The following is a 21,147-nucleotide window of genomic DNA, read 5'->3' as shown; positions in this document are numbered from 1 at the left end:
GACGTATGACCTACGTCATCGCACAACCCTGCGTGGACGTGATGGACCGGGCATGTGTCGAGGAGTGCCCGGTCGACTGCATCTACGAGGGAAAACGCACGTTGTACATCCACCCGGACGAGTGCATCGACTGCGGAGCGTGTGAGCCGGTCTGCCCGGTCGAGGCCATCTTCTATGAGGACGACCTGCCGGACGAGTGGGAGGACTACATCGACTACAACGCCGCGTTCTTCGATGAGATCGGCTCCCCCGGCGGGGCGGACAGCATCGGCCCCACCGGTACCGACCACCCGTCGATCACCGCGATGCCACCGCAGAACCAGGAGTAGCGGTCAGTCGCCACTGACCGCCGTCTGCTGGTAGAGAACGAGCCTCGGCTCTCCATCGACGCGGCGATACACGCTGGACATCAAGGCAATGAACGGCTCGGCAAGATCTGACCGTGTAGCTGTCGCGCGGTACGTCAGTGCCGCCGCGTCCTCTCCGACGGGTATGAGCTGGACATCCTCGATCTTGTACGTGTCCCAAGAGGGCGCACCGTCGAGCGAGTCGACGACCTGTTCACGAGACATCGTCAGCCCATTGACCAGAACGAACACGGCGTCATCCGTCAACAGCCGTCCGTAGAAGGTTCCGCCACGGGACTCGCAAAGCGACGTCCAACCTGCGTGTTCAACCTCGAGGAGTTCTTCAGTTTCGAAACTCTTCATCGACCCACGCTAACACAGCCCTGTGACGAGCTCGCCGAGCATGAACACACCGAAAATGACGAGGAATGCTCCGGCACCCCTCGTCAGCACGGGGACGAAACGGCCCAGGCGGTTCAGCGCCGCCGGCGACGCGAACAGCACGGCGACCAGGACGTCCCACACCAGGACCAGGCCGACCATCCACACTCCATAGAGGACCAGCGACATCGCTGCCGCCCCGGACACCGCCGTCGCGAGACTCACATAGAAGAGGGCGTTCTTCGGGTTCAGCAGACCCGAGGCCAGACCGAGGCCGAAGTTCCTCGCCCATGGCGCCCGCCCCGGCGGCGCGTCACGTACTTTCTCCGCAGGACCGTGGGGTGCCATCTGGGGACTCGACCGCAGGAACGCCACCCCGAGATAGACGAGGAACAACCCTCCGGCGAGTTGAACCACCCCGAGGACCACCGGGTTCTCGATCACCGAGAGCCCGGAGAACGCCGCGGCGACGATGATCCCGTTGGCCGTCGCGATCCCCAGGCAGGCGGCCCCGGCGCGCCGCCATCCTTCGGTGACGCTGAGCCGCAGGATGAGAAAGAAGTCCACCCCGGGAATCAACAGGGCGAGGAAATGCGCGACGGCGACGACGAAGAACTGGTCCATGCCCCCAGTCTCTGGGGCCCGCGGTACCGGAGTCTTGTACGTTCGTGCACTCAGTGGCGGTATGTGCCGGGTGTGGCGGCGACATGCGCTCGAAAGACCCGATGGAAATGGCTCTGGTCGGTGAATCCGAGGGCGACCGCGGTGTCGGCGATCGTCATGCCGGTGCGCAGCAGCCGCCGGGCCTCCAGGATGCGAGCATTCTGACGCCATGCCAACGGACTGAGCCCCGTCACCTGTTTCACCGACCGGATGAGCTGGTAGCGGCCCATACCGACCTCACGCGCCAGGGCGTCGATCGACGGTGTCGTCTCGTCATGTCGCAGATGCTCCAGGACGGGCTGCAGCCGCACAGACAGATCCCTGTTCGCCCCGCCCCTCCCCCTCAAGTTCTGTGCCGGCCCCTCGTCCGAGCTCTCCCCGGCATGTGCGAGCAGCTGCGCGAGACGGCGACACCCGTCCTCCAGTTCGCCAACGGGGGCATCGGCGACGATGGCGTCATTTACCATCTCGATCTGCCGGTAGAGAGTGGCGCTCCGCAGGACTCGAACCCCTCCGGTGTCGAATCCTCCGGGGGCCAGGCCGTCCATCCAGCCGGTGTCCAGGTGCGTCATCTGGTAGCGCCACCTGCCCCGGTCGGGGTTGCATGAGTGGACGTGCCCGGCCGGGATCACCACGATGTCCCCCGGCGTCAGTTCCACCGGCCCGACGAGCGGGCCGGCGAATACGGAAGTTCCCTCATCGATGAGCCCGATCGACAGCACGTCGTGAGTGTGCGGACGGTAGCAGGAGTTCTCGCGGCAGGACCGCCTGACCTCCAGCGACGGTACGGCCGTGCTGCGGTGGAACTCCGGTGCCGTCGCCGTCACCGGGTCGCCACCACGTCCCGGCAGACCTCCAGGTGACCGAGGTGCTGCGCGAGCTCGTGGAGGATGTGCTCGAGGACCCAACCGGGCGTCGCCTCGGTGTAGTTCCGGCGCGCCGTCCCTTGTGCCTGCCGGTTGCGAATCCCTTCGGTGAGGGCAATGCGTGCCCAGCCGGGCAGGCTCGCCCTGGTCTCGGCGATCAGCGCGTGTGCCTCGGCCACGGTCCCCGTCGCCTGGAACTCGGCTTCGCGGTCGCGGAAGATCTCCTCTCCTCCGATGAAGGCACCACCCCAGAAGCGCGCCATGCCGTGGACGTGGGTGGCCAGCGCGAAGGCCGAGTTGACCGTCCCCGGTACCGGGGTGGCATTCACGGTGGTGTCGTCGAGGGTGTCCAACGCGATGTCGTACTTGTCGAGGACCTCGGTGGCCACCGAGACGAAGTCGTCGTACCGTGCGTCAGCATCGTTGATCATGTCCACGAGTCAACCACGTCGATGCGCCCGGTGTGTCGGCCGGGGAGTCTCACGCCTCCACGAGCTTTTCTTTCAGCGCAAGCACGGCGGAGACTTCGAGCCCCAACCCGTCAACGAGGTAGCTGTCCACGTCTCCGTAGAACTCCTTCATCGCATCCAACCCGGACCGCAGAAAGCCCTCCTGCACGCCGAGCAGTACCCCGTAGGCCTCCGCCGCCTCATCGCCTTGGCTCATCCGAATCTGCTCAGTGGTGGCGGCAATCCGCTCGCTCGAGTAGTCGTTCGTCGCCAGATAGTTGTCGATAACGTCGCGTTCGCTCACGCCCGCGGCAAGTTGCAGGACGGCACTCGTCCACCCCGCCCGATCCTTGCCGGCGGTGCAGTGGAAGACAACAGGCCCGTCGGATTCGATGACGGCGGTGATGACCTGTGCGAACTGGGCCCTCATGCCCTCGTCGGTGACGAAGTTGCGGTTGAGGTCGCCAAGCATCGTCGCTGCGTCCTCGGGAGAGTCGACGGAGAAGTCCTCGGTAGGATTCGCTGCGGTGGTCCCTCCCCCAACGATGTCGATGTGAACGTAGTCTGCCCCGGCGGGAACACGGTCAGGGTGCTCCTCAATCTCACTGTCGGTGCGCAGGTCGATCACGGTGGAGATCCCGAGATCCTCCACGGTGTCGAGGTCCTCGTCAGTGATGTCCAGGGCATTCGATCGGTAGACCGACTCAGATTTCAGGTGACCGCCCGTCGCGGCGTAGGCCCGGTCGACGCCGGCCAGATCCCGGAAGTTGTCAGCCGAGGACAACCGTGGCGTGTCGAGGGCGACAGCCTGTACCTGCTCCGAATACTCCGCTGCGTCGGGCACGCTTTCGGCAGCATCCGCCAGGCAACCCACGAGCAACAACGACGTGGCAAGGAATCCGGCCGCCGCGGGGACGACGAGCAGACGACGCCCGGGGTGGGTCGGAAGCGGGCGGGAGGGACGTGAGTTCATGGGGCCTTCAGTCGGTCGCGGAGAGTTGTCGGTGGTCACCGCCGATGATGTCGTGCTTGAATGGCCACAAGGTGGACGGACGATAGCGCCCACACATCCTGACCGTGAACGTTTGTCCGCAGGCATGTAGCAGGTATGGAGGCCGACCCATGACCAACGATCATCTCGATCAACTCGAATTACTCCACCTCGACGAGGCCGACCGCGTCCTGTGCGTCGTCGCGCACCCGGACGACCTGGAGTACGGCGTCTCCGCCGCCGTCGCCGAGTGGACGGACGCCGGTGCGTCGGTGTCCTACCTGCTGCTGACCTCCGGCGAGGCGGGCATCGACTCGATGTCCCCGGATGAGACCGGACCAGCGCGCGCCGCCGAGCAGCGCAATGCCTGCGCCCAGGTCGGGGTGGACGACCTGCGCATCCTCGACTTCCCCGACGGAGTGCTGGAGTACTCGCTGGCGCTGCGCCGTGCGGTGGCCGCGGTGATCCGCGAGGTCCGGCCCACCACGCTGGTCACGCTGGGGTGGGCCGAGGAGATGCCGTGGGGGTTGAACCAGGCGGACCACCGGGTGGCCGGGCTCGTGGTCCTGGACGCCGCGCGCGATGCGGGCAACCGCTGGGTCTTCCCCGACATCACCGGTAGCGACGGTGAGGTCCTCGAGCGCTGGCAGGCCGACCACCTTCTCGTCTTCGGGGCGTCGAGACCGACGCATGCCGTGGCGGTCTCCCCCAACTCGGTCGAGCGCAGCATCGCTTCACTGGAACAGCACAAGGTCTACCTCGCCGCCCTGGACGACCACCCCGCTCCTCGCGACCTCATCGGCGGCGTCACCTCAGACGCCGGCGCCAGGGCTGGCGTGGATCACGCCGTGGCTTTCGGACGGTACGGGTTGTAGGTCCGCCCGGTTGTGCCGAGGAGCGGCAGCGTCATTTCCTGCGCCGGATGGCGATGAGTCCGCTGAGTGCGAACGCGACGATCGCGCCTCCGAGTGCCGCGGCGACGAGCCCCACGGACAGCGGGAAAGCGAACTCCCATCCGAGGAAGCCCATGTCGACCTGGTCGGTGTTCTGGCCGATCAGGATGATCAGGGCGATCGCGACGACGACGATGACCGCCGTCGTGACGACCAGTCCGACGGATGACCGTCGTTCCTTCACGTTGCCAGGCGCGGTGTTGTCCTCGTTCATGATGAAGGCCCTTCGGTAGTTGGAGTGCGTACTCCAAAAGCATAGGCGAAAGGCGCCCATTCCGCTCGCCTAGTTAGCAACATGGTGTGGCGGCGCTCGGAGGTTCAGACCCCGAGGCCACAGCCGCGCCTCGTAGGTGACGTTCCCATAGCTTCCTACGTGTAGGAAGGCCAGCAACTACCGCCGACGCGCCAGCGACGGCAGGTCGATCCCGCGCAGCCGGGCGAACTCCGCGGTCTCCCCGGTGACCAGGACGTCTGTCGAGCTCAGCGAGGGCACGTCCGGTGCCCCGAGCAGCGTCATCAGGGTACGTACCTGGTCGGTCCACGCGCCCAGCTCCTCGACCAGAGCGTCCGGCCCGTCGGTGAGCAGCACGTGCAGGAAGTGCCCGCTGACGCCCACGGCGCGCGCGCCGAGCGCCAGGGCGCGCACCACGTCCAGCGGGGTGCGCACACCGCCGGACGCCAGGACGTCCACCGCCGGTGCGCCGCCGGGGCCGTGCACCGTGTCCAGCAGGCACTCCGGGGTGCTCTGCCCCCACCCCGACAGGTAGGTGTATTCCTGGCGCGAGCGCCGGTGGTTCTCGATGTCGATGAAGTTCGTGCCGCCACGTCCGCTGACGTCCACGGTGGTGACGCCACGGGCTACCAGCTCCGCCACGCTGTCGGCGCTGAGCCCGAAGCCGACCTCCTTGACCACCACGGGCACGTCCACCGCCTCCACGATCTCAGCGATCCGGTCGAGCCAGTGCCGGAAGTCCCGGTCACCCTCGGGCATCACCAGCTCTTGGGCGGGGTTGACGTGGACCTGCAGGGCGTTGGCATCGAGCAGTTCCACCGCCCGGCGCGCCTGCTCCACCGTGGCCTCCGGGCTCACGTTGGCGAAGAGGAAGGACTGCGGCGCGCTCTCGCGCACGATGCGGAACGTCGGCTCCAGCGCCGGGTCGCGCAGGGCCGCGCTGACCGAACCGCTGGCCATCGCCACCCCGGCGGAGGACGCCGCGCGCGCGAGGTCGGCGTTGATGCGTCCGGTCTTCTCGCTGCCGCCGGTCATCGCGTTGATGTAGAAGGGCACTTCCCACCGGGCCCCGGCGACGGTGGTGGAGGTGTCCACCTCGTCGCGGGCCAGACCGTTGAAGGTGTGGTGCATGAACCGCACGTCGTGGAATCCACCGGCGGCACGGTTCTTCGTATTCAGTTCCTCGGCCAGCTGGACGTGGTCGTCCTTGCGGTTGCTGCTCATGCGCTCGTTCCCGTCATTCCGTGATCCCGTCGGGCTGGTGTTCGTGCAGGTTGAGTAGCCGGATGTCCGACCGCTCCCAGGCGGCAAGTAATCCGTCCACATCCGAGGCGCCGCTCTGGCTGTCGATGAGCACGATACCGCAGTCGCCGCCACCGGCACCGGAGGTCTTCGCCGCCCCGCCGCAGGCTTCGGCGATCTCGATCAGCCGGCGCAACGTGGGGGTCTCGATGGTGGTGCCGGTGTGCTCGCCGAGCTCGCGCAAGAGCTCCCGGTTGCGGCGGATCCCGGCACGGATGCCGTCGGCGTCGTCGTTGTTCAGCGCCTCGACCAGCGCTGTCACACAACGCCTGCTCTCGGCGAGGAAGCGCGGGTAGTCCAGCTGCACTCCTCCCCTGTCAGCTCCCCCACCCTGCTTGTGGGATTGCACGTCGCCGACCAGCCGGGAGGTCGACGCCGGCGACCCGGTCCAGCCGACCAGCAGGCGCAGCCGGTCCGGCGGACACACACGCTTCACGGACAGTCCCGGCCAGTCCATGGTGACCAGGTCGATCAGGGGACGCACATCGCGTTCCTCGCGTGCCCACTCGCGATCGAAAGAGGTATAGGCGATCCAGCCACCGAACATGCTGGCGGCCACGTCGCCGCCAGAGCCGGAGGACTGCACCGAGATGCTGGCCAGCAGGGCGAGTTTCAGCTGGGCCATCCGGGTGAGGTCCAGGCGGTAGTACTCGCACAGGGCCCGGACGGTGGCCACGGTGACCGCGGCGGACGAGCCGAGGCCGAACTTGCGGCCGGAGTCGTCGTCGAGCTCGCTGGTGATGTCCATGTCGAAGACTTCCAGCGGGGTGCCCATCGCCACGGCCGCCTCCTCGACGATGCCCGCGGCGGCGAGCACGAAGTCGAAGGGCGCCTGGTCGGGTTCCACGATCATGCCCCGCTCCCCGCGGTGCCACTCCAGGCGGCTCTGGGTCGACAGGTCGGAGGTGATGTGACCGGTGCCGGAGCCCGGGGTGACCCGCACGGTCACGTAGCGGTCCACGGCCACGAGGATCGCGGGGAAACCGGTCTCGACCACGGCGTATTCACCGGCGATGTAGAGCTTTCCGGGGGCCCGGACCTCGACCGCGCGTGGTGCCGTCACGACTGCGCCTCCTCAGCATCGACCTGGATTCCCGGCCCGGCGTGAGTGACCACGGTGCTCAGCCCCGGCACCTGCCCAGCCAGTGCCTCGCGCAGGTGGGCGTCCAGTTCCTGGGCCTTGTCGGCGCTGGTGAGGACCTTGACGTTGGGGCCGGCGTCCATCGTCGCCCAAGCGGGCAGCCCGGCTGCGCGGGCGTCCTGCACCGCCTGCAGTGCGGCGCGGCTGCCGGGTCCGAGGTAGTCGACCGGCGGGACGGCCCCGCGCATCGTGGCGTGCATGCCCAGCGCATTGGCCTCGGCGGCCGCCCCGAGGCGGGCCAGGTCGCCGGCGGCGATGGCGTCCAGCGCCTCCGCCAGGTGCCCGGCGTGCGCCTCGACCCAACCGGCGTAATCCGGGGAGGTCTCCACGGTGCGGCGCATCGCCTCGCGACTCGAGACCGCCTTCGGCCCGTCGTCGATGACGAGCACCACGATCGCCAGGTCAGCGGCCATCTCCCCACCCGGTACGGGGGCCGCGTAGGACGTCACGTCGTCGTGGCCGGCATTCCACATCGCCAGTCCGCCGAAGACCGAACGCGACGCCGAACCGGACCCGCGCCGCGCCAGCCGCGACAGGTCCCGCTCGTCGAGCTGCAGCCCGGCGGCGGTGGATGCCGCCCCGGCCAGCGCGGCGAAACCGGACGCCGAGCTCGCCAGCCCGGCGGCGGTGGGCACGGTGTTCACCGAGGTCACCACCGCGGCGTCCGATACACCGGAGCGCTCGCGCACCAGGTCGAGGAAGGCGGTGATGCGTTCCATCGCCCGCCCGGTGACCGGCGCCCCGTCCAGTGTCGCGGTGTCCTGAGTTGCCGCGCCGAACTCCACGGTCGTGGTCGTATACAACTCGTCGAGGGTCAGCGACAGGCTCGGCGTGCGCGGGATGATCAACTCCTCGTCCGCCTTGCCCCAGTACTTGATCAGCGCGATATTGGCGTGCGCCGTTGCTGTAGCTCTTATTGGGGCCGTCATGCTTCCTCCTGCAGGTGTGGTGCGTGGATCCAGGTGTCGGACGCCCCGGCGTCGGTGAGAGCCCCGGCGATCGCCGCGGCGTCGCCGGCGGTGCGGGCCAGCGCGATGACGCAGCCGCCGCGTCCTCCGCCGGTCAGTTTCGCCCCGACCGCGCCGGCGGCGCGTGCCGCGGCCGTCAGCGCGTCCAACCGGTCGTCACTCACGCCGAGGTCGGCGAGCAGATGTTGGGCGGCGTCCATCCGGACACCGAGCGCGTCGACGTCGCCGGCGCGCAGATCGGCGACCGCACCGTCGGCAATCTCGCCCAGCTCGTCGAGCAGCGGCCCGACGCCCTGCGGATCGGCGTCGTACCTGCGCCGCAGGTCACCGACGGTCTCCCGCGTCCGGCCGGGTACACCCGAGTCCGCGATGACGATCCAGGCCGCCAGGTCCATCTCGAAGGTCGAACCGACGCCGTCGCGGAAGTACACCGGCCCGGGCGCGGCAGTGGTCAGCGCGTCCAGGCCGGACGGACGCCCGTGCGCGATGCGCTCGGCCTCCTGCGTCAGCTCGAAGAGCTCGCGGGGGGACGCCGCGACGTTGGCGGCGTCCAGCACCGCGCGCACCACCGCGCCCGCGGCGGCGGCCGAGGACCCCAGCCCGCGCTCCGGCGGGAAGTCCGCCCGCGTGCTGACGTGCAGACCCGTAGTGGGGCGTCCGGCGAAGGCGCACGCGACCTCCAGCGCCTTGACCACCGACGCCAGACGCTCCGGGGCGCCGTCCGCCGGACCGTCGTAGTCCAGGCAGGTCAGCCGCGACGGCTCCCCCACCTCCGCAAGCGGCTCGACCGTGGCGCTCATGTGCAGGCTGTGCAGGGGCACGGCCACCGCCGGATGCCCGTAGACCACGGAATGCTCGCCGAGGAGGATGACCTTCGCCACCGTCCGGCCGTGTCCGGTATGGGCTCCGGTAGGGGTTTCAGGTGAAGACTGCACAGCTTCCTTTCGCGTCACAGCAGGTTCTGCACGATCCAGGGGGATGCGTACAGGGTCATGAACTGCACGCCGTAGCCTACGCCCAACTTGTTGAGCGTCCCGCAGGTGACCCCGACCAGCAGGACACCGAAGATGTTCGCCACCCCGGCGTCCAGGTAGGCCAGCAGCAGGATGAAACCGATGAACAGTCCCAGCACCGCCTCGTGCGGGATGTAGCGCATCACCACGTAGGTGATCCGGTAGGAGTAGCGCACCGCGATGACATACGTCAGCCCCAGGGCCAGGACCGCGCCGAGTACCACGGCCACGATGAACGTCGGCGTGTTCAGCATGTGGTGCAGGTTGTTGTCCAGCGTGAGTGCCGGCGGGGCGTTGAACAGGGCCTGCGCCGGGCCGATCGCCACCGGCGACAACGGGATACCGATCGCCAACAGCGGGATGATCGTGCCGGAGAGGTAGCTGGCGTGCGCCACCCCGTTCATGCCGGCCACCGCCCGGTTCGCCCGGGTGGTGCGATTCCCGGAGCGTCCGGCCGCGCCCTCACCGAGCAGGAACGTGAGTCCGACGGGGCTGAGGAAGAACAACGGGGTGGAGACCAGCGACCACAGGCCGGTGCGAGCGGTCTCGTCGCGGGTGAGGATCCTATTGGGTTTCAGCGACTGGCCGCGCAGGCTCTTGCGCGAAATGTCCACCTGTGTGGCGGGCCGGCCCGGCAGGTTCTCCCGGTGGCTGCGGTTGAGCAGGCCCAGCACCGAGACCAGCAGGGGGCCAATGGTGATACCCAGGAAGAAGGACACCGAGATGTTGCCGTCCTCCGGGATAACGCCCTGGTCCCGGTAGAGCGAGAGAAGCCCCTGGAACAGCAGGGACATCGGGATGATCGAGATCAACGACAACAGCCGGTTCGCGCCGAGCAGGGCGAGCAGCACCGCGCCGCCGACGAAGAGCAGGTTGCCGTACTCGCGCAGGGTGTCGGCGTAGGGGGCGATGGCGGTGGCGATGGCCAGGCTGACCGGGATGGCGATGATCGTGCCGATCGCACTGCCGGCGGCCATCTTCTTGATCGTCTCCGCCGCCCTGCCCTGGGACTTGAGGTAGAGCGAGTGCTCCATCATCGGTGCCGAGAGCACCCCTCCGGGCAGGCCGACCAGGGCGGTGGGTATGGCGTTGGTGAGGTTGAGCGTGACGATTGCGGCGATGAAGAAGGTCAGCAGCACCGCCGGGTCCACCCCGGCCAACGCCAGGGCGAGGGTGACCGGCACGAGCACACTGGTCTCGTCGGTGCCGGGGATGAAACCGATGAAGGTGTAGAGCAGGATCGCCGCGATGGCGGCGAGCAGCATGGGGAGCATCAGGGTTGCGTCCATCAGGTCGGGTCACCTGCCGGGGTGGTCGCGGTTGCTCCGGTTTCTGCGTCTGCGCCGTCGGTCGCGTCGGTCGCGTCGGTGATGCGCACGGCGCGTTTCGGCGTGAACAGCGCCACGCAGATCGCGAAGCCGACGACGGCGCCGCCGAGACCCCAGAAGAACTCGCTGGACGACAGCAGCGTGGCGACCAGCAGCGCGAGGGCGGTGGTGACCCCGCAGATGACCAGTGACCAGGTCAGATCGCGGGTGGAGACGAGGTCGTTCCACACCTCGATGTAGTCGTCCCGCTCCCCGGGGTCGGCATCAGTGTTAGGCATGCCTACAAACCTTACGTTGTGGGCGCTGCGTGGCGCATTAGTGCCCGGAGGGTGTGAGTCCGAGGGTGCGCTAGTTTCGGAGCCGAGCACTCGTGGCCGTCTTCACACAGGGGCCCCAGATGACAGAGACCACGGAGACCTACGACTACGTGGTCGTCGGCGCCGGCTCAGCGGAATGAGTGGTGGCGAACCAGCCCAGCGCGGACGGATCCCGGTCCGTCCTGCTCCTGGAGGCGGGTGGGAAGGACAAGGGGCCGGGGCCGCGTGGCAAGGTCCTCGGTGGGAGCTCGTCGATCAACACGTTGATGTGAGTCGTCGGCTTCGCCGGGGACTACGACCGGTGGGCTGAGCTCGCCGGGCCGGAGTGGTCCGGCTCAGAGATCTCGCGCACCCTGGACCGTGTGGACGTCTCGGTCGAGCACCAGCGCGACCCGACGAGTACCGCCCGGATGGGCACCGACGAGAGTTCGATGGTGGATCCTCATCTGCGGGTCCGTGGTGTGCAGGGTCTCCGCGTCGCCGACTCCTCGGTGATGCCGGAGATCATCCACGGCCACACCCACGCCCCGTCCATCGCGATTGGGATAAGGCTGCGGAGTTCATCTTGGCGGAGGGGTGAGGGATCTTCTCGATCTACTCGAGGAGGGGAACTGGCGCGCTTCTTGAGACCTGTGTGAGCCAGCTGCCAAAAACTGTCCGAGCGGAGGCCCCGCGGTGACCGTTTCTGGCACCTGAATCACGCCAACACGACCATTTTCCGACGCTCTACGCTACCGTTTACCGAACGGTCTGCCGTTCTTCACGCCGCCCGCGTCATCGGAATCCGTTCGTGGAGAGGAGAGCCCGGACACCCCGCGCATCGGGTCACTATCCAGTCGTCTCCTGTAGCTCAGATCTTTAGTGGGCACCGTAGAAACTGATCGAAGTTGCAGTTTCCACAGGACTAGCCTGTGCTAAACAGCCGAGCTGGCCAGCGACGGCGCTTCGGCTGCTCGACGCCAGCCTTGCGCGCTTCACGGACTTCATCCAGGTCCGGAAACTTCTCTCGAATGACCCGACGCGTCTCCTCCAGAGACTCACGTTTGATCTCTTCAAACTGGGCGTCGCTGATGTAGAACCCGCTCATAGGTCTTCATCCTCCTTCAATGCTGACACCGAGTCTACGGCAGTGGAAGGGGTTCTGATGTCCGAAAGGCTCTCGACGAGGGCGTCGACTGTTTCGGCTAGTCTGCGGTCATCCTCACTGGACAAAGATGATTGGGTGATCACAGGAAGGAGCCGGAGCCCCGTCACTTCTCCGATCCGGTCCTCACTGATGATCCGGTCCAACGTCCACTGAAGTCTGCTCCACCATGCTGTCCGACCGTCAGCTGCCTGCTTTTGCTTTACGGTGACCACCGCAACGATGATTGCTGCGATGCCCACCAGTACTTGCACCAGCTGAATCCAGGTGGCTGTATCCACTGTGCCTCACTTCCTTGCCAGCGCGGATATCAAGGCGATAGCCGTCCGAGCAGAGAGACTCCATCGATGGCGACAAGGTTCCGCTCATACCCGATTCCCTGACGGAAACGCCGTCCGGATTCTCGTAACCAGCGGCACCGCGACCAGTGCGAAAGAGCCCGTCAACACGAAGATCGCGATCATCGGGGTGTGCAGTTCAGCGCCACCTCCAGACCCACCGATCACCGCAGTACCGATACCTGCGGCCAAGGCGGTGCCGAGCGTCTGCGCCATCTGGATGGTGCCGCTCATCTGTCCCGAGGCATCCTCGCTGGTCTCACTGAACGTCTCGGCAGTACTGGCGTTGTAAGCCAGCTTCATCCCGAATCCGCCGATCATCCAGCCGACGATGGCGACACCGACCGGCAGGGTCTCCCCTGCCCACCCCCGGTCTTCAGCGGACGATCGGCGTCAACGCCGCTATCGCGCTGGTTGCGGCGATCCTGCTCGGCGCGTTCCTGCACCTGCCGAAGGACGCTGAGGCCGCGGGTGCGACGCCGGAGGCGTCTCCCGTCGACGACGGTGCGAGAGTCCACGCCATCTGACGAGGACGCTAACTGACGCCTCTTGTCCTGGCCAGCGTGGCGATTGTAATCGCCACGCTGGCCAGAATTCTGTGTTGTGGCGGTTGTAATCGCCACGACCACACTCTGTTGTCAGGAAAAATAGGTCAGTTCCACCCACGGGACATGAAATCATCGTCGAGCACGTCCCTCACCAGTTCGTTGGCCCGATGAAGGTCTTCTCTTGTCAACACTCTTGAAGCAGCAGACTCGATAAAACCCCGGTACACCTGGGGAAGGTTCGCGGGCAGCGCATCCACCCTGAACCATCGCACGTCCTTATGCTCCGAACTCGGCGTGGGTGTTTCTGCAGTATTCAGTCGGGTTGCGAGGCAGACCAGAGTCACCTGGTGCCCTGGGAACGGGGAGAAAAGCTCGGCACCGACGAGTACGGGATCATCAGCAAGAACGATCCCCAATTCCTCCAGTACCTCCCGAGCCGCAGTATCCGCCAGGGTCACGTCCTGCTTATCCGGCCACCCGCCAGGCAACTCCCACTCACCTCTTCCATTGAATCCGAGCAGAACCTTCCGGCCTGCGTATCCAGCGACTAGGACTACCACTTTCACCGAACTCGGAACCGCGTAGAATCCTGTTCCCTCCTCGATCGTGAATCCACTCCTCCCTGACTCGTGTCGCTCAGCGTGACTCCACGCTCGAAGCCTCGCCCGTTTGCCCACCTACGATGCGATGGACGAAGTTGTTCGCCCACACCACCGCTTCCTCGACATCCGAGAGAACGTCGAGGCCTTCAGCGGCTTCGGCGTACAGGGAACCCCACTGGGCACCAGTCATAATAGTGGGTGGCCAGACCTGCTGACGGCGATAGTCGAAGAGACGCGAACACGTCATTGCCAACTGGGCGAGATCGAGTTCTTCCCCCTTGTCGAGGAGCTGGAGGTCGACGAGATCGTGCGCCCGCTCGCTTCCTGCGCTCGAAACGGCGTGAAGCTTCTGCGCAACCTGATGGTCAGAGCGCATGACAGCCACGGGCTTCGGTGCTTCGAGTCCGACCTCAGTGAAGAGCTGAACCAAATCCGGTGCGAGTTGGTACTCTGGCTCGTCAGCGTCACCGATTTCATTGTGCCCCAGTTCGAACTTCACAGTGCACCATGGCCGTCCCCTGTAGTCGATCTTCACCTCGAAGGGCTGCATGACATACGCCCTAGGCACCGCTGGAGGACGAGGTGGCGGTTTCTCGACCAGCCTTCCGGTAAACCCCGACCACCCGACAGAAAGAGCGTCCTCGAAGTCGCTGCGGAATCTCGCGATCGGCTGGACTCTCGCGGCATCGAGATCTTGAGTGAACCGGGTACCTCGCCCGTAGCGCAACGCCATCGCGCTGCCCCCCCTTGATCGCTCCGTCGGGCAGCATCTGACCAACGACCACCAGTGCCATCCCGACACGACGCCGCAGTACCAGCCCATCGCTGCCCTCCATATTGCGAATGCGCTGTTCGAGAGAGCGCACGCTTGTCGGCATGGCGGTGTAATTCACGACCGAACCTCCTTCTTCACCTGCTGCCACTCGGTCGTGGTCAACAACCCTTCGCCCCGTGCTTGCTTGGCCGCGTCCAGAAGGCGCTCGGTCCCGATGCGACCTCGGCATTCGAGGATGGCATCAACAACAGGTTGAGCCCGCAGCCCTTCATAGAATGTCGTGCGCTGCTCATCCCTCACCCATGTCACCTCGACGAACGGTGGCAGTTGAGGACGGACACGGCGGCGGACCGCTACTTCGACCCGCCGCGGGTTAACGTCTGCGAGACCGAACAACGCGAGCGTGGATTCACCATGCAGATAGGCACCCTCACCGACCCGCAGGAGTGCTTCAGCGAACTGGTCGTAGGCCGTCGGCGGAATATCCGGCACACGGTAGAGGCCGTACGCGATGTTTTCCAGACCACCGCGTGCGGCAAGCTTGGGCAGTTCCACTGCAGGCACCCCGGCTTCAGCAGCCTCACGAGTCGTGACATACCCATAATGATCACGTGCGATCTCACGCACGATCTCCCGGTACTTCACGTCAGCAGCCATGTCACGACTATACCGAAAACGGTAGTGTTGTGACAGGGTCGCCCGTCAACGAAAAACACAGGTTAGCGGTGAGACCTGGTCTTAATTGATGCGACGCCAAGCCCACCACAGCGCTCGGCCGACACCCCCGTGGCAGACTGTCGCCTATGACGGACGAGCAGAACGACAAGCCCCAAAAGTCAGCGTTCAAGGACTACCTGTCACCGGAGCTCGTCACGGGCATCGGGGCCGCATTTGCCGCGGCATCCCCCACCTTCGACCGCGCGGCCTTCGAGAAAATCGCGCTCACCGGCCTGGATGACCTGGAGCTCAAGGCGCGGAGCGCGCAGATCGCCGCCGCGCTCGCGACGACGCTGCCGGCGTCCGACGCCGCGGACGTCGTCCGCCGCGTCCTGCGCGCCAGCGACGACGGCACGGCGACGGCATTGCCGGAGTGGGCGGGCATGCCGGTGAACGACTACGTCGCCATGGCGATGCTGGAGCAGCCGGATGTCGCCCTGCCCCTGCTGGCCGACCTCACCTCGCACCACACCGCGGAGTTCGCGATCCGCCCGTTCATCCTGAATCACTACGAGACCACCATGGCTCACCTGCGCTCCTGGGTCGACAGCCCGGACGAACACGTGCGCCGGCTGGTCTCGGAGGGGACGCGCCCGCGTCTGCCCTGGGCGGGACGTCTCCCCCAGTTCATCGCCGATCCGTCCGACGCCCTGGAGCTGCTGGAAGGCCTGGTCAACGACGATTCCCTCTACGTCCGGCGCTCGGTGGCCAACCACCTCAACGACATCGCCAAGGATCATCCGGAGACCGCACTGGAGACCGCTCGACGGTGGGCGGAGGCCTCCACCCAGGGCGACTTCGTGGTGCGGCACAGCCTGCGCACACTGATCAAAGCCGGCGACCCGCGCGCCCTGGCAATCCTCGGCTTCGATCCGGACGCCCCGGTCGAACTCTTGGAACTGTCGTGTTCCCCGTCGACGCTCGCCATCGGCGAGGCGACGACGTTGTCCTTCACCCTGCGGGCGGACGCTGCAGGCGCCCCGGACACTTCGGACGCTGCGCCGGCGCCGACGCGCGCGGCCGTGGACTATGTGGTGCACTACCAGGGGGCGCGCGGGCCGAAGGCGGGCAAGGTGTTCAAGTTGGCGGTGCGTGACCTCCCGCCGGGTGAGCCCGTGCAGTTCAGCCGTCGGCACGCCTTCGCCCACGTGTCGATCCGCACGATCCACCCTGGTCCGCACCGTATCGAGGTGCAGGTCAACGGGCGGGTCCTCGGCGGAACGACCGTTCACGTCCACCCCTAGCGAGAAACCGAACAATTACAAGGAGCCGTACATGCGATTCATCAACGCCAGCGAGTTCACCGCCGAGCGCCCGTGGGGCGCCCTCGACCTCGGGGAGTTCGACACCGCGACCGCCAGGCTGCATTGGACCAACGAACCGTATAAGTGGCACGTCAACGACGGCCCGGAGATCTTCGTCGTCCTCGACGGTGCGGTGGACATGCACTACACCGTGGACGGCGAGGAGCGTGTCGAGCACCTCACCCCGGGTTCGCTGTGCTGCGTCGAGGTCGGCGACGCCCACGTCGCCCACCCCGCCCCGGAGGCCCGGATCCTCGTCGTCGAGCGCGAAGGTAGTGAGTAACCTCCTATTTCACCAGTGGTGTTGTGTAGAACACTTTCCATCGGGTAAGTTTTAGTCGTAAAGCGAACGAGCGTTCGCACAGTGAACACTCGCTCGTGACCGACGTTGAGACCCGAGGACCATGCATGAGTGGACAGATCCCAACACGACCAAAACTAGGAACCGCCCGCAGGGCAGGACGAGCCGTCGCCGCGCTCACCATGGTCGGTGCCCTCGCACTGACCTCCTGCGGCACCGACGATGAGTCCGAGGGCTCTTCGTCCGGCGGCTCACCCCTGAACCTGGTCGTCCCCTTCGACCCAGGTGGCTCCGCCGACGGCACCGCCCGCCAGCTCGCCGTCTACGCCCAACAGACGTGCGGACGCGACGTGATCATCCGCAACGAGTCCGGCGGCTCCGGCACGGTCGGCTTCCAGTCCGTCGCCTCCTCCGCCGCCGACGGCAACACCATCGGCGTGGCGTCGATCGAGCTCTCGATCCTCCCGCACCTCGGTGTGTCTGAAATCGGGCCGGACGATGTCCGCGGCATCATGCAGTACAGCGAGCAGCCCATCGCCTACGGCGTGCCGCCGGACTCCGACATCGAGGACATCGAGGAACTGCTGACCACCGACGAGGACGTCACGATGGCCAGCTCGGGCACCGGCTCGATCTACCACATGGGCTTCGCCGGGCTCGCCCAGGAGGCCGAGCAACCCAATATCCGCAACGTCCCCTACGGCGGTGCGGCCGGCGCACTCCAGGCGGTGATGGGCGGTGAGACCCGTGCCGTCTCCGTCGGCGCAGCCGAGATCGCCCCATTCATCGAGGGCGGGCAGCTACGCGCCCTGGCCATCGCCGGCGACCAGCGACTCGACGACTTCCTCCCGGGTGTGCCCACCCTCAAGGAGGTCGGCATGGACTGGACGAGCTACGCCATCCTCGGCCTGTTCGCCCCGGCCGGCACCCCGGACGAGGATGTCGAGGAACTCAACCGGTGCTTCAACGAGGCACGCCAGAGTGAGGGTTTCTCGAACTACATGGACAACCTCGGGTTCACCCAGGAGTACAAGGACGCCGCCGGCTTCGACAACTTCCTCTCCGAGGAATACGACCGCTACGAGACAGTCGTCTCCGACGCAGGACTGGGAGGGGAATGATGACTGACACCCAAGCTCAACCCCAAGCACAACCGCAGGGCTCCATACTGGGTGACCGCATCATCGCGGTGATCGCCCTAATAATCGGCGTCGCCCTGCTCATCCTGGCAGCCGGCTTCCCCGAACCGGGACAGCCAGAAGATCCAGGCACCGCCGCGCTCCCCCGACTCATCGGCTTCGCTCTCGCCGGGCTCGGTGTGCTCCTGCTGTTCAACTCGGAGAAGAACACCTTCCTGCCCGAGAAGGGTGCCCGGCTGCGCACGGTGCTCATCGTGGCCGCCGGCATCGCCTACACCTACGCGATGACACCGCTGGGCTTCATGCTCTCCACCCTGGTCTTCATGGTCGTCGGCCTGCTGATCATGGGTATCCGTAGCCCGCTGCGACTGGTCCTGGTACCGGTCGGGGTCTCCGTCATCGTCTACTACCTGTTCACCGCCGCCCTGGGTGTCTACCTGCCCGACGGCATCATCGAGGGGATCATGCCATGAGTAACTGGATAGAAGGTTTCGGCGCCATCGCCGATGTGCAGGTCCTGTTCATGCTCTTCCTGGGTGTGCTCATCGGCGTGGTCGTCGGTGCACTGCCCGGTATCTCGGCGACGGTCGGAGTGGCGCTGCTGCTCCCCTTCACCTTCGCCTTCGAACCGCTGGCCGGCATGATGCTGCTTCTCGGCATCTACGGCGGAGCCGTCTACGCCGGCTCCATTCCCGCCATTCTGATTAGGACGCCGGGGACGCCGGCTTCCGCCGCGTCCGTCGCCGACGGGCACGCCATGACCGTGGCGGGCAAGGGCGTGCAGGCGCTGAAGATCTCCGTGCTGGCGTCCTGCGTCGGCGGTTTCGTTGGTGTGCTGCTGCTCGCGTTCTTCGCCCCGGTGATCGCGAACTTCGCCCTGGGCTTTGGTTCCTCGGCGAACTTCATGCTCGCCTTGTTCGCGCTGACGATCATTGCCTCGATCTCCGAGGGACGCATGGTCAAGGGCCTCATCGCTGGCTTCCTTGGCTTGGCCATCGCCATGATCGGCCTGGACACCATCCAGGGCTACCCGCGCCTGACCTTCGGCAACGCCGACCTGATCTCCGGGATCTCCTTCATCCCGCTGATGATTGGCCTGTTCGCCGTCTCCGAGGCTTTCCTGCAGGTCGAGCGGGTCACGAAGCTGAACCTGAAGATGAAGCCGGAGAAGTTCCGCGCCACTCCGTCCTGGTTCCGCAAACTGGCACCGTCGAGCCTCCTGGGCTCCGCGATCGGCTTCATCATCGGCATCATCCCCGGTGTCGGCGGCGACATCAGCTCCTTCGTGGCCTACAACGAGTCCAAGCGTGCGGCGAAGGACAAGTCGCAGTACGGCAAGGGTGACCCGCGAGGCATCGCCGCCGCGGAGTCCTCGAAGAACGCCGGCACCGCCGGTGCGATGGTGCCCACCCTGACCCTGGGCATCCCCGGCGACGTGACCTCCGCCGTCCTCATCGGCGCGCTGACCGTGCACGGTCTGCAGCCCGGCCCGACCCTGTTCACCGGCAGCCCGGACCTGATCTACGGCCTGTTCATCGGCTTCGCACTGGTGTACCTGGTGCTGCTGATCCTGGGCTGGTTCGGCACGAGTTTCTGGGTGAAGCTCATCGAGTCCGTGCCGCCGCGCCTGCTGTGGCCGTCGGTGATCGTGCTCGCTGTCGTCGGCTCCTACGCCATGCGCTCCAGCGTCTTCGACGTGCTGGTGATGTTCCTCGCCGCGATCCTCGGCTACATCATGGTCAAGGGCGGCTACCCGCTGGCCCCGCTGATCATCGGTGTGATCCTCGGACCCATCGCCGAGAGCGGCTTCCGCCGTGCGATGATCATCAACAACGGCAGCTTCTCCTGGATGCTCGAGCCCATCCCGCTGGTTCTCGGTATTCTGACCATCGCCTCCATCGCCTTCGCCATCTGGCAGGCCGTGCGCCGCCCCAAGCTCATCGAGCAGGCCGGGCTGGCAAGCGAGACCGCAGAGACTGCCGAGGAGGACGCGACCACCGAGGACGACACGACCTCGACAACCTCGACGACCGCTGCCACCGCCACAACCTCACCCACCGATTCCCAGGAAGGCCCCCGATGAGCAAGAAGATCGTCCTGACCGGCGTGGACGCCAGCCAAACCGCGCTCAACGCGGCATTGCGCGCCGCAGAACTCGCCGAGGGCACCGGGGCTGAACTCCACGTGTTCTCCGCCTTCAGCACCAGCACTGCCGACACCCTGCAGTCTCTCAAGTCCCGAGACCTCGGCCTGTCGACCTCAGTCGCTTACCAGCGACTGAGCGAAGGGCAGGCCCGAGCCGCCGGACAGGTCGCCGAGGCGGTTGCCGACGTGCTGCGCGAGGCGCACCCCGGGCTCACCGTCGAAGCGTCCGCCCAGGAGGGGACGCCGGCGGCGGTGCTCGTGCGCCAGGCCGAACTGCTCGGCGCCGAGACGATCGTGGTCGGCAACAAGCACGTGCAGGGCTTTTCTCGGGTACTGGGAAGTGTGGCCCGCAAGGTCGCCGCCGAGGCCCCGTGCGACCTTTACATCGTGCACACCACGCACTGAGGCTCGTACCGGGACACGCACTGTTCCGACGCAGACTACACTGACGAAAGTATCCGTCCTTCCCTCGAAAGGTGCACCATGACCAAGACGATCGTGACCGGTGTCGACTCCAGCCAGACGGCCCTCGCCGCCGCCGATAAGGCCGCGGAGCTGGCCGCCGGCACCGGTGCGGAGCTGCACGTGCTCTCCGCGTTCAGCATCAGCGGCACGGTCACCCTGGAGGCCGCCCGGGCGAACAACCCGAGCGCCGGGACGCAGGCCGCCTACCGTCGGCTCACGGAGAGTTACTCCCACGCCGCGCAGGAGGTCGCTGACTCCGTGTCGGACGTCCTGCGCGAGAAGTACCCCTCCCTCACCGTGCACGCCGCCGCGGTGGAGGGCACCCCGGCCGATGCCCTGCTGAAGAAGGCCGAGGAACTCGACGCGGACACCATCGTGGTGGGCAATAAGCACGTCCAGGGCTTCTCCCGGATCCTGGGCAGTATCGCGCGCAAGGTCTCCGCAGAGTCGCCCTGCGACCTCTACATCGTCAACACCACGCAGCAGTAGTACGGCAACCCCCGGTAGCGTGCCGGATCCGTCCCTTTCTTGGCGCGCGAGGACCCTATCCGGCACGCGACGCGGGGTGCTCACCTCAACCAGCAGCGCCCCGCAGCATTCGGCACCGTCGGAGGCCACCGACCCCCGGTAGCGTGCCGGATTCGTCCCTTTCACGGCACGCAGAGACCGGATCCGGCACGCGACGCGGGGTGCTCCCCTCAACCGGCAGGAACCGGCA

Annotated in this window: 27 protein-coding genes and 1 pseudogene; 10 read left to right on the top strand and 18 right to left on the bottom strand. The window is 66.5% G+C overall.

Annotation, left to right across the window (positions count from 1 at the left end; translation table 11 throughout):
* Positions 1-5 precede the first annotated feature (5 nt).
* Entirely contained in the window at positions 6-329 is a 324-nt protein-coding gene (fdxA, locus tag ACT3SZ_RS09785; protein ID WP_441582473.1) for a ferredoxin, read from the top strand.
* A gap of 3 nt (positions 330-332) precedes the next feature.
* Here fdxA and ACT3SZ_RS09780 read toward each other — a convergent pair whose 3' ends face one another.
* From ACT3SZ_RS09780 to ACT3SZ_RS09760, 5 genes are read right to left on the bottom strand one after another with little or no spacing between them, the layout of a single operon-like run.
* Positions 333-710 (bottom strand): nuclear transport factor 2 family protein, encoded by a 378-nt coding sequence (locus tag ACT3SZ_RS09780; protein WP_444618340.1) that lies wholly within the window; start codon positions 708-710, stop codon positions 333-335.
* A gap of 9 nt (positions 711-719) precedes the next feature.
* Entirely contained in the window at positions 720-1,352 is a 633-nt protein-coding gene (locus tag ACT3SZ_RS09775) for a LysE family translocator (protein WP_444618339.1), read from the bottom strand.
* A 50-nt stretch (positions 1,353-1,402) separates the two neighbouring features.
* Positions 1,403-2,218, bottom strand: coding sequence for an AraC family transcriptional regulator (locus ACT3SZ_RS09770; RefSeq protein WP_444618338.1), 816 nt, complete (start codon positions 2,216-2,218; stop codon positions 1,403-1,405).
* Positions 2,215-2,688 (bottom strand): mycothiol transferase, encoded by a 474-nt coding sequence (locus tag ACT3SZ_RS09765; protein ID WP_444618337.1) that lies wholly within the window; start codon positions 2,686-2,688, stop codon positions 2,215-2,217. Before ACT3SZ_RS09765 ends, ACT3SZ_RS09770 begins: the two co-directional genes overlap by 4 nt.
* Before the next feature lie 49 nt (positions 2,689-2,737).
* Positions 2,738-3,679, bottom strand: a complete 942-nt coding sequence (locus ACT3SZ_RS09760) for a tyrosine-protein phosphatase (RefSeq protein WP_444618336.1) — start codon at positions 3,677-3,679, stop codon at positions 2,738-2,740.
* Positions 3,680-3,828: 149 nt separating this feature from the next.
* Here ACT3SZ_RS09760 and ACT3SZ_RS09755 point away from each other — a divergent pair, with 149 nt between their 5' ends.
* Complete coding sequence (locus tag ACT3SZ_RS09755; protein WP_444618335.1) at positions 3,829-4,572, top strand: PIG-L deacetylase family protein; 744 nt, start codon at positions 3,829-3,831, stop codon at positions 4,570-4,572.
* A gap of 31 nt (positions 4,573-4,603) precedes the next feature.
* Here ACT3SZ_RS09755 and ACT3SZ_RS09750 read toward each other — a convergent pair whose 3' ends face one another.
* From ACT3SZ_RS09750 to ACT3SZ_RS09720, 7 genes are all read right to left on the bottom strand, one after another.
* Entirely contained in the window at positions 4,604-4,864 is a 261-nt protein-coding gene (locus ACT3SZ_RS09750; RefSeq protein WP_444618334.1) for a lipopolysaccharide assembly protein LapA domain-containing protein, read from the bottom strand.
* A 177-nt stretch (positions 4,865-5,041) separates the two neighbouring features.
* A complete protein-coding gene (gene fni, locus ACT3SZ_RS09745; RefSeq protein ID WP_444618333.1) occupies positions 5,042-6,106 on the bottom strand; it encodes a type 2 isopentenyl-diphosphate Delta-isomerase in 1,065 nt (354 codons plus the stop codon).
* Between the two features lie 13 nt (positions 6,107-6,119).
* Positions 6,120-7,247, bottom strand: a complete 1,128-nt coding sequence (locus ACT3SZ_RS09740) for a phosphomevalonate kinase (protein WP_444618332.1) — start codon at positions 7,245-7,247, stop codon at positions 6,120-6,122.
* Complete coding sequence (gene mvaD, locus ACT3SZ_RS09735) at positions 7,244-8,254, bottom strand: diphosphomevalonate decarboxylase (RefSeq protein WP_444618331.1); 1,011 nt, start codon at positions 8,252-8,254, stop codon at positions 7,244-7,246. The genes ACT3SZ_RS09740 and mvaD overlap by 4 nt, the downstream gene beginning before the upstream one ends.
* Positions 8,251-9,228, bottom strand: a complete 978-nt coding sequence (mvk, locus tag ACT3SZ_RS09730; protein ID WP_444618330.1) for a mevalonate kinase — start codon at positions 9,226-9,228, stop codon at positions 8,251-8,253. Before mvk ends, mvaD begins: the two co-directional genes overlap by 4 nt.
* A gap of 14 nt (positions 9,229-9,242) precedes the next feature.
* Complete coding sequence (locus tag ACT3SZ_RS09725; RefSeq protein ID WP_444618329.1) at positions 9,243-10,595, bottom strand: tripartite tricarboxylate transporter permease; 1,353 nt, start codon at positions 10,593-10,595, stop codon at positions 9,243-9,245.
* The gene (locus tag ACT3SZ_RS09720; RefSeq protein WP_444618328.1) at positions 10,595-10,912 is read right to left on the bottom strand and encodes a hypothetical protein; all 318 of its coding nucleotides are present in this window, start codon (positions 10,910-10,912) and stop codon (positions 10,595-10,597) included. Before ACT3SZ_RS09720 ends, ACT3SZ_RS09725 begins: the two co-directional genes overlap by 1 nt.
* 431 nt (positions 10,913-11,343) lie before the next feature.
* Between ACT3SZ_RS09720 and ACT3SZ_RS09715 the strand changes: the two are divergent.
* A pseudogene (locus tag ACT3SZ_RS09715) lies at positions 11,344-11,589 on the top strand (GMC oxidoreductase); the annotation flags it as partial.
* 266 nt (positions 11,590-11,855) lie between these two features.
* On the opposite strand, the gene ACT3SZ_RS09710 reads toward ACT3SZ_RS09715, so the two are convergent.
* The 6 genes from ACT3SZ_RS09710 to ACT3SZ_RS09685 all read right to left on the bottom strand — a co-directional run bounded on the left by ACT3SZ_RS09710 (position 11,856) and on the right by ACT3SZ_RS09685 (position 15,015).
* On the bottom strand, positions 11,856-12,038 hold the full coding sequence (locus ACT3SZ_RS09710) for a hypothetical protein (RefSeq protein WP_145942898.1): 183 nt from the start codon (positions 12,036-12,038) through the stop codon (positions 11,856-11,858).
* The gene (locus tag ACT3SZ_RS09705) at positions 12,035-12,376 is read right to left on the bottom strand and encodes a hypothetical protein (RefSeq protein WP_444618327.1); all 342 of its coding nucleotides are present in this window, start codon (positions 12,374-12,376) and stop codon (positions 12,035-12,037) included. The genes ACT3SZ_RS09710 and ACT3SZ_RS09705 overlap by 4 nt, the downstream gene beginning before the upstream one ends.
* An 84-nt stretch (positions 12,377-12,460) precedes the next feature.
* Positions 12,461-12,754, bottom strand: coding sequence for a hypothetical protein (locus tag ACT3SZ_RS09700; protein WP_444618326.1), 294 nt, complete (start codon positions 12,752-12,754; stop codon positions 12,461-12,463).
* Positions 12,755-13,085: 331 nt separating this feature from the next.
* Positions 13,086-13,658 (bottom strand): NUDIX hydrolase, encoded by a 573-nt coding sequence (locus ACT3SZ_RS09695; protein ID WP_444618325.1) that lies wholly within the window; start codon positions 13,656-13,658, stop codon positions 13,086-13,088.
* Positions 13,618-14,406, bottom strand: a complete 789-nt coding sequence (locus ACT3SZ_RS09690) for a nucleotidyl transferase AbiEii/AbiGii toxin family protein (protein ID WP_444618324.1) — start codon at positions 14,404-14,406, stop codon at positions 13,618-13,620. Before ACT3SZ_RS09690 ends, ACT3SZ_RS09695 begins: the two co-directional genes overlap by 41 nt.
* A gap of 66 nt (positions 14,407-14,472) precedes the next feature.
* On the bottom strand, positions 14,473-15,015 hold the full coding sequence (locus tag ACT3SZ_RS09685) for a type IV toxin-antitoxin system AbiEi family antitoxin domain-containing protein (RefSeq protein ID WP_444618323.1): 543 nt from the start codon (positions 15,013-15,015) through the stop codon (positions 14,473-14,475).
* Between the two features lie 146 nt (positions 15,016-15,161).
* Between ACT3SZ_RS09685 and ACT3SZ_RS09680 the strand changes: the two genes are divergently transcribed.
* The 7 genes from ACT3SZ_RS09680 (at position 15,162) to ACT3SZ_RS09650 (ending at position 20,918) form a co-directional block, all read left to right on the top strand.
* A complete protein-coding gene (locus ACT3SZ_RS09680; protein ID WP_444618322.1) occupies positions 15,162-16,319 on the top strand; it encodes a DNA alkylation repair protein in 1,158 nt (385 codons plus the stop codon).
* Positions 16,320-16,350: 31 nt separating this feature from the next.
* On the top strand, positions 16,351-16,662 hold the full coding sequence (locus tag ACT3SZ_RS09675) for a cupin (RefSeq protein ID WP_444618321.1): 312 nt from the start codon (positions 16,351-16,353) through the stop codon (positions 16,660-16,662).
* 125 nt (positions 16,663-16,787) lie between these two features.
* On the top strand, positions 16,788-17,801 hold the full coding sequence (locus ACT3SZ_RS09670) for a tripartite tricarboxylate transporter substrate binding protein (RefSeq protein WP_444618320.1): 1,014 nt from the start codon (positions 16,788-16,790) through the stop codon (positions 17,799-17,801).
* Entirely contained in the window at positions 17,801-18,292 is a 492-nt protein-coding gene (locus tag ACT3SZ_RS09665) for a tripartite tricarboxylate transporter TctB family protein (RefSeq protein WP_444618319.1), read from the top strand. The genes ACT3SZ_RS09670 and ACT3SZ_RS09665 overlap by 1 nt, the downstream gene beginning before the upstream one ends.
* The gene (locus ACT3SZ_RS09660) at positions 18,289-19,902 is read left to right on the top strand and encodes a tripartite tricarboxylate transporter permease (RefSeq protein WP_444618318.1); all 1,614 of its coding nucleotides are present in this window, start codon (positions 18,289-18,291) and stop codon (positions 19,900-19,902) included. The genes ACT3SZ_RS09665 and ACT3SZ_RS09660 overlap by 4 nt, the downstream gene beginning before the upstream one ends.
* Complete coding sequence (locus tag ACT3SZ_RS09655) at positions 19,899-20,369, top strand: universal stress protein (RefSeq protein WP_444618317.1); 471 nt, start codon at positions 19,899-19,901, stop codon at positions 20,367-20,369. The genes ACT3SZ_RS09660 and ACT3SZ_RS09655 overlap by 4 nt, the downstream gene beginning before the upstream one ends.
* A gap of 78 nt (positions 20,370-20,447) precedes the next feature.
* Entirely contained in the window at positions 20,448-20,918 is a 471-nt protein-coding gene (locus ACT3SZ_RS09650) for a universal stress protein (RefSeq protein ID WP_444618316.1), read from the top strand.
* The last annotated feature ends 229 nt before the right edge of the window (positions 20,919-21,147 follow it).

Origin of the sequence: Corynebacterium sp. AOP40-9SA-29, assembly GCF_052377405.1 — a bacterium.
Lineage (GTDB): Bacteria > Actinomycetota > Actinomycetes > Mycobacteriales > Mycobacteriaceae > Corynebacterium.
The sequence above is the reverse complement of the archived record's forward strand: the minus strand, read 5'-3'. Positions and strand labels throughout refer to the sequence as shown.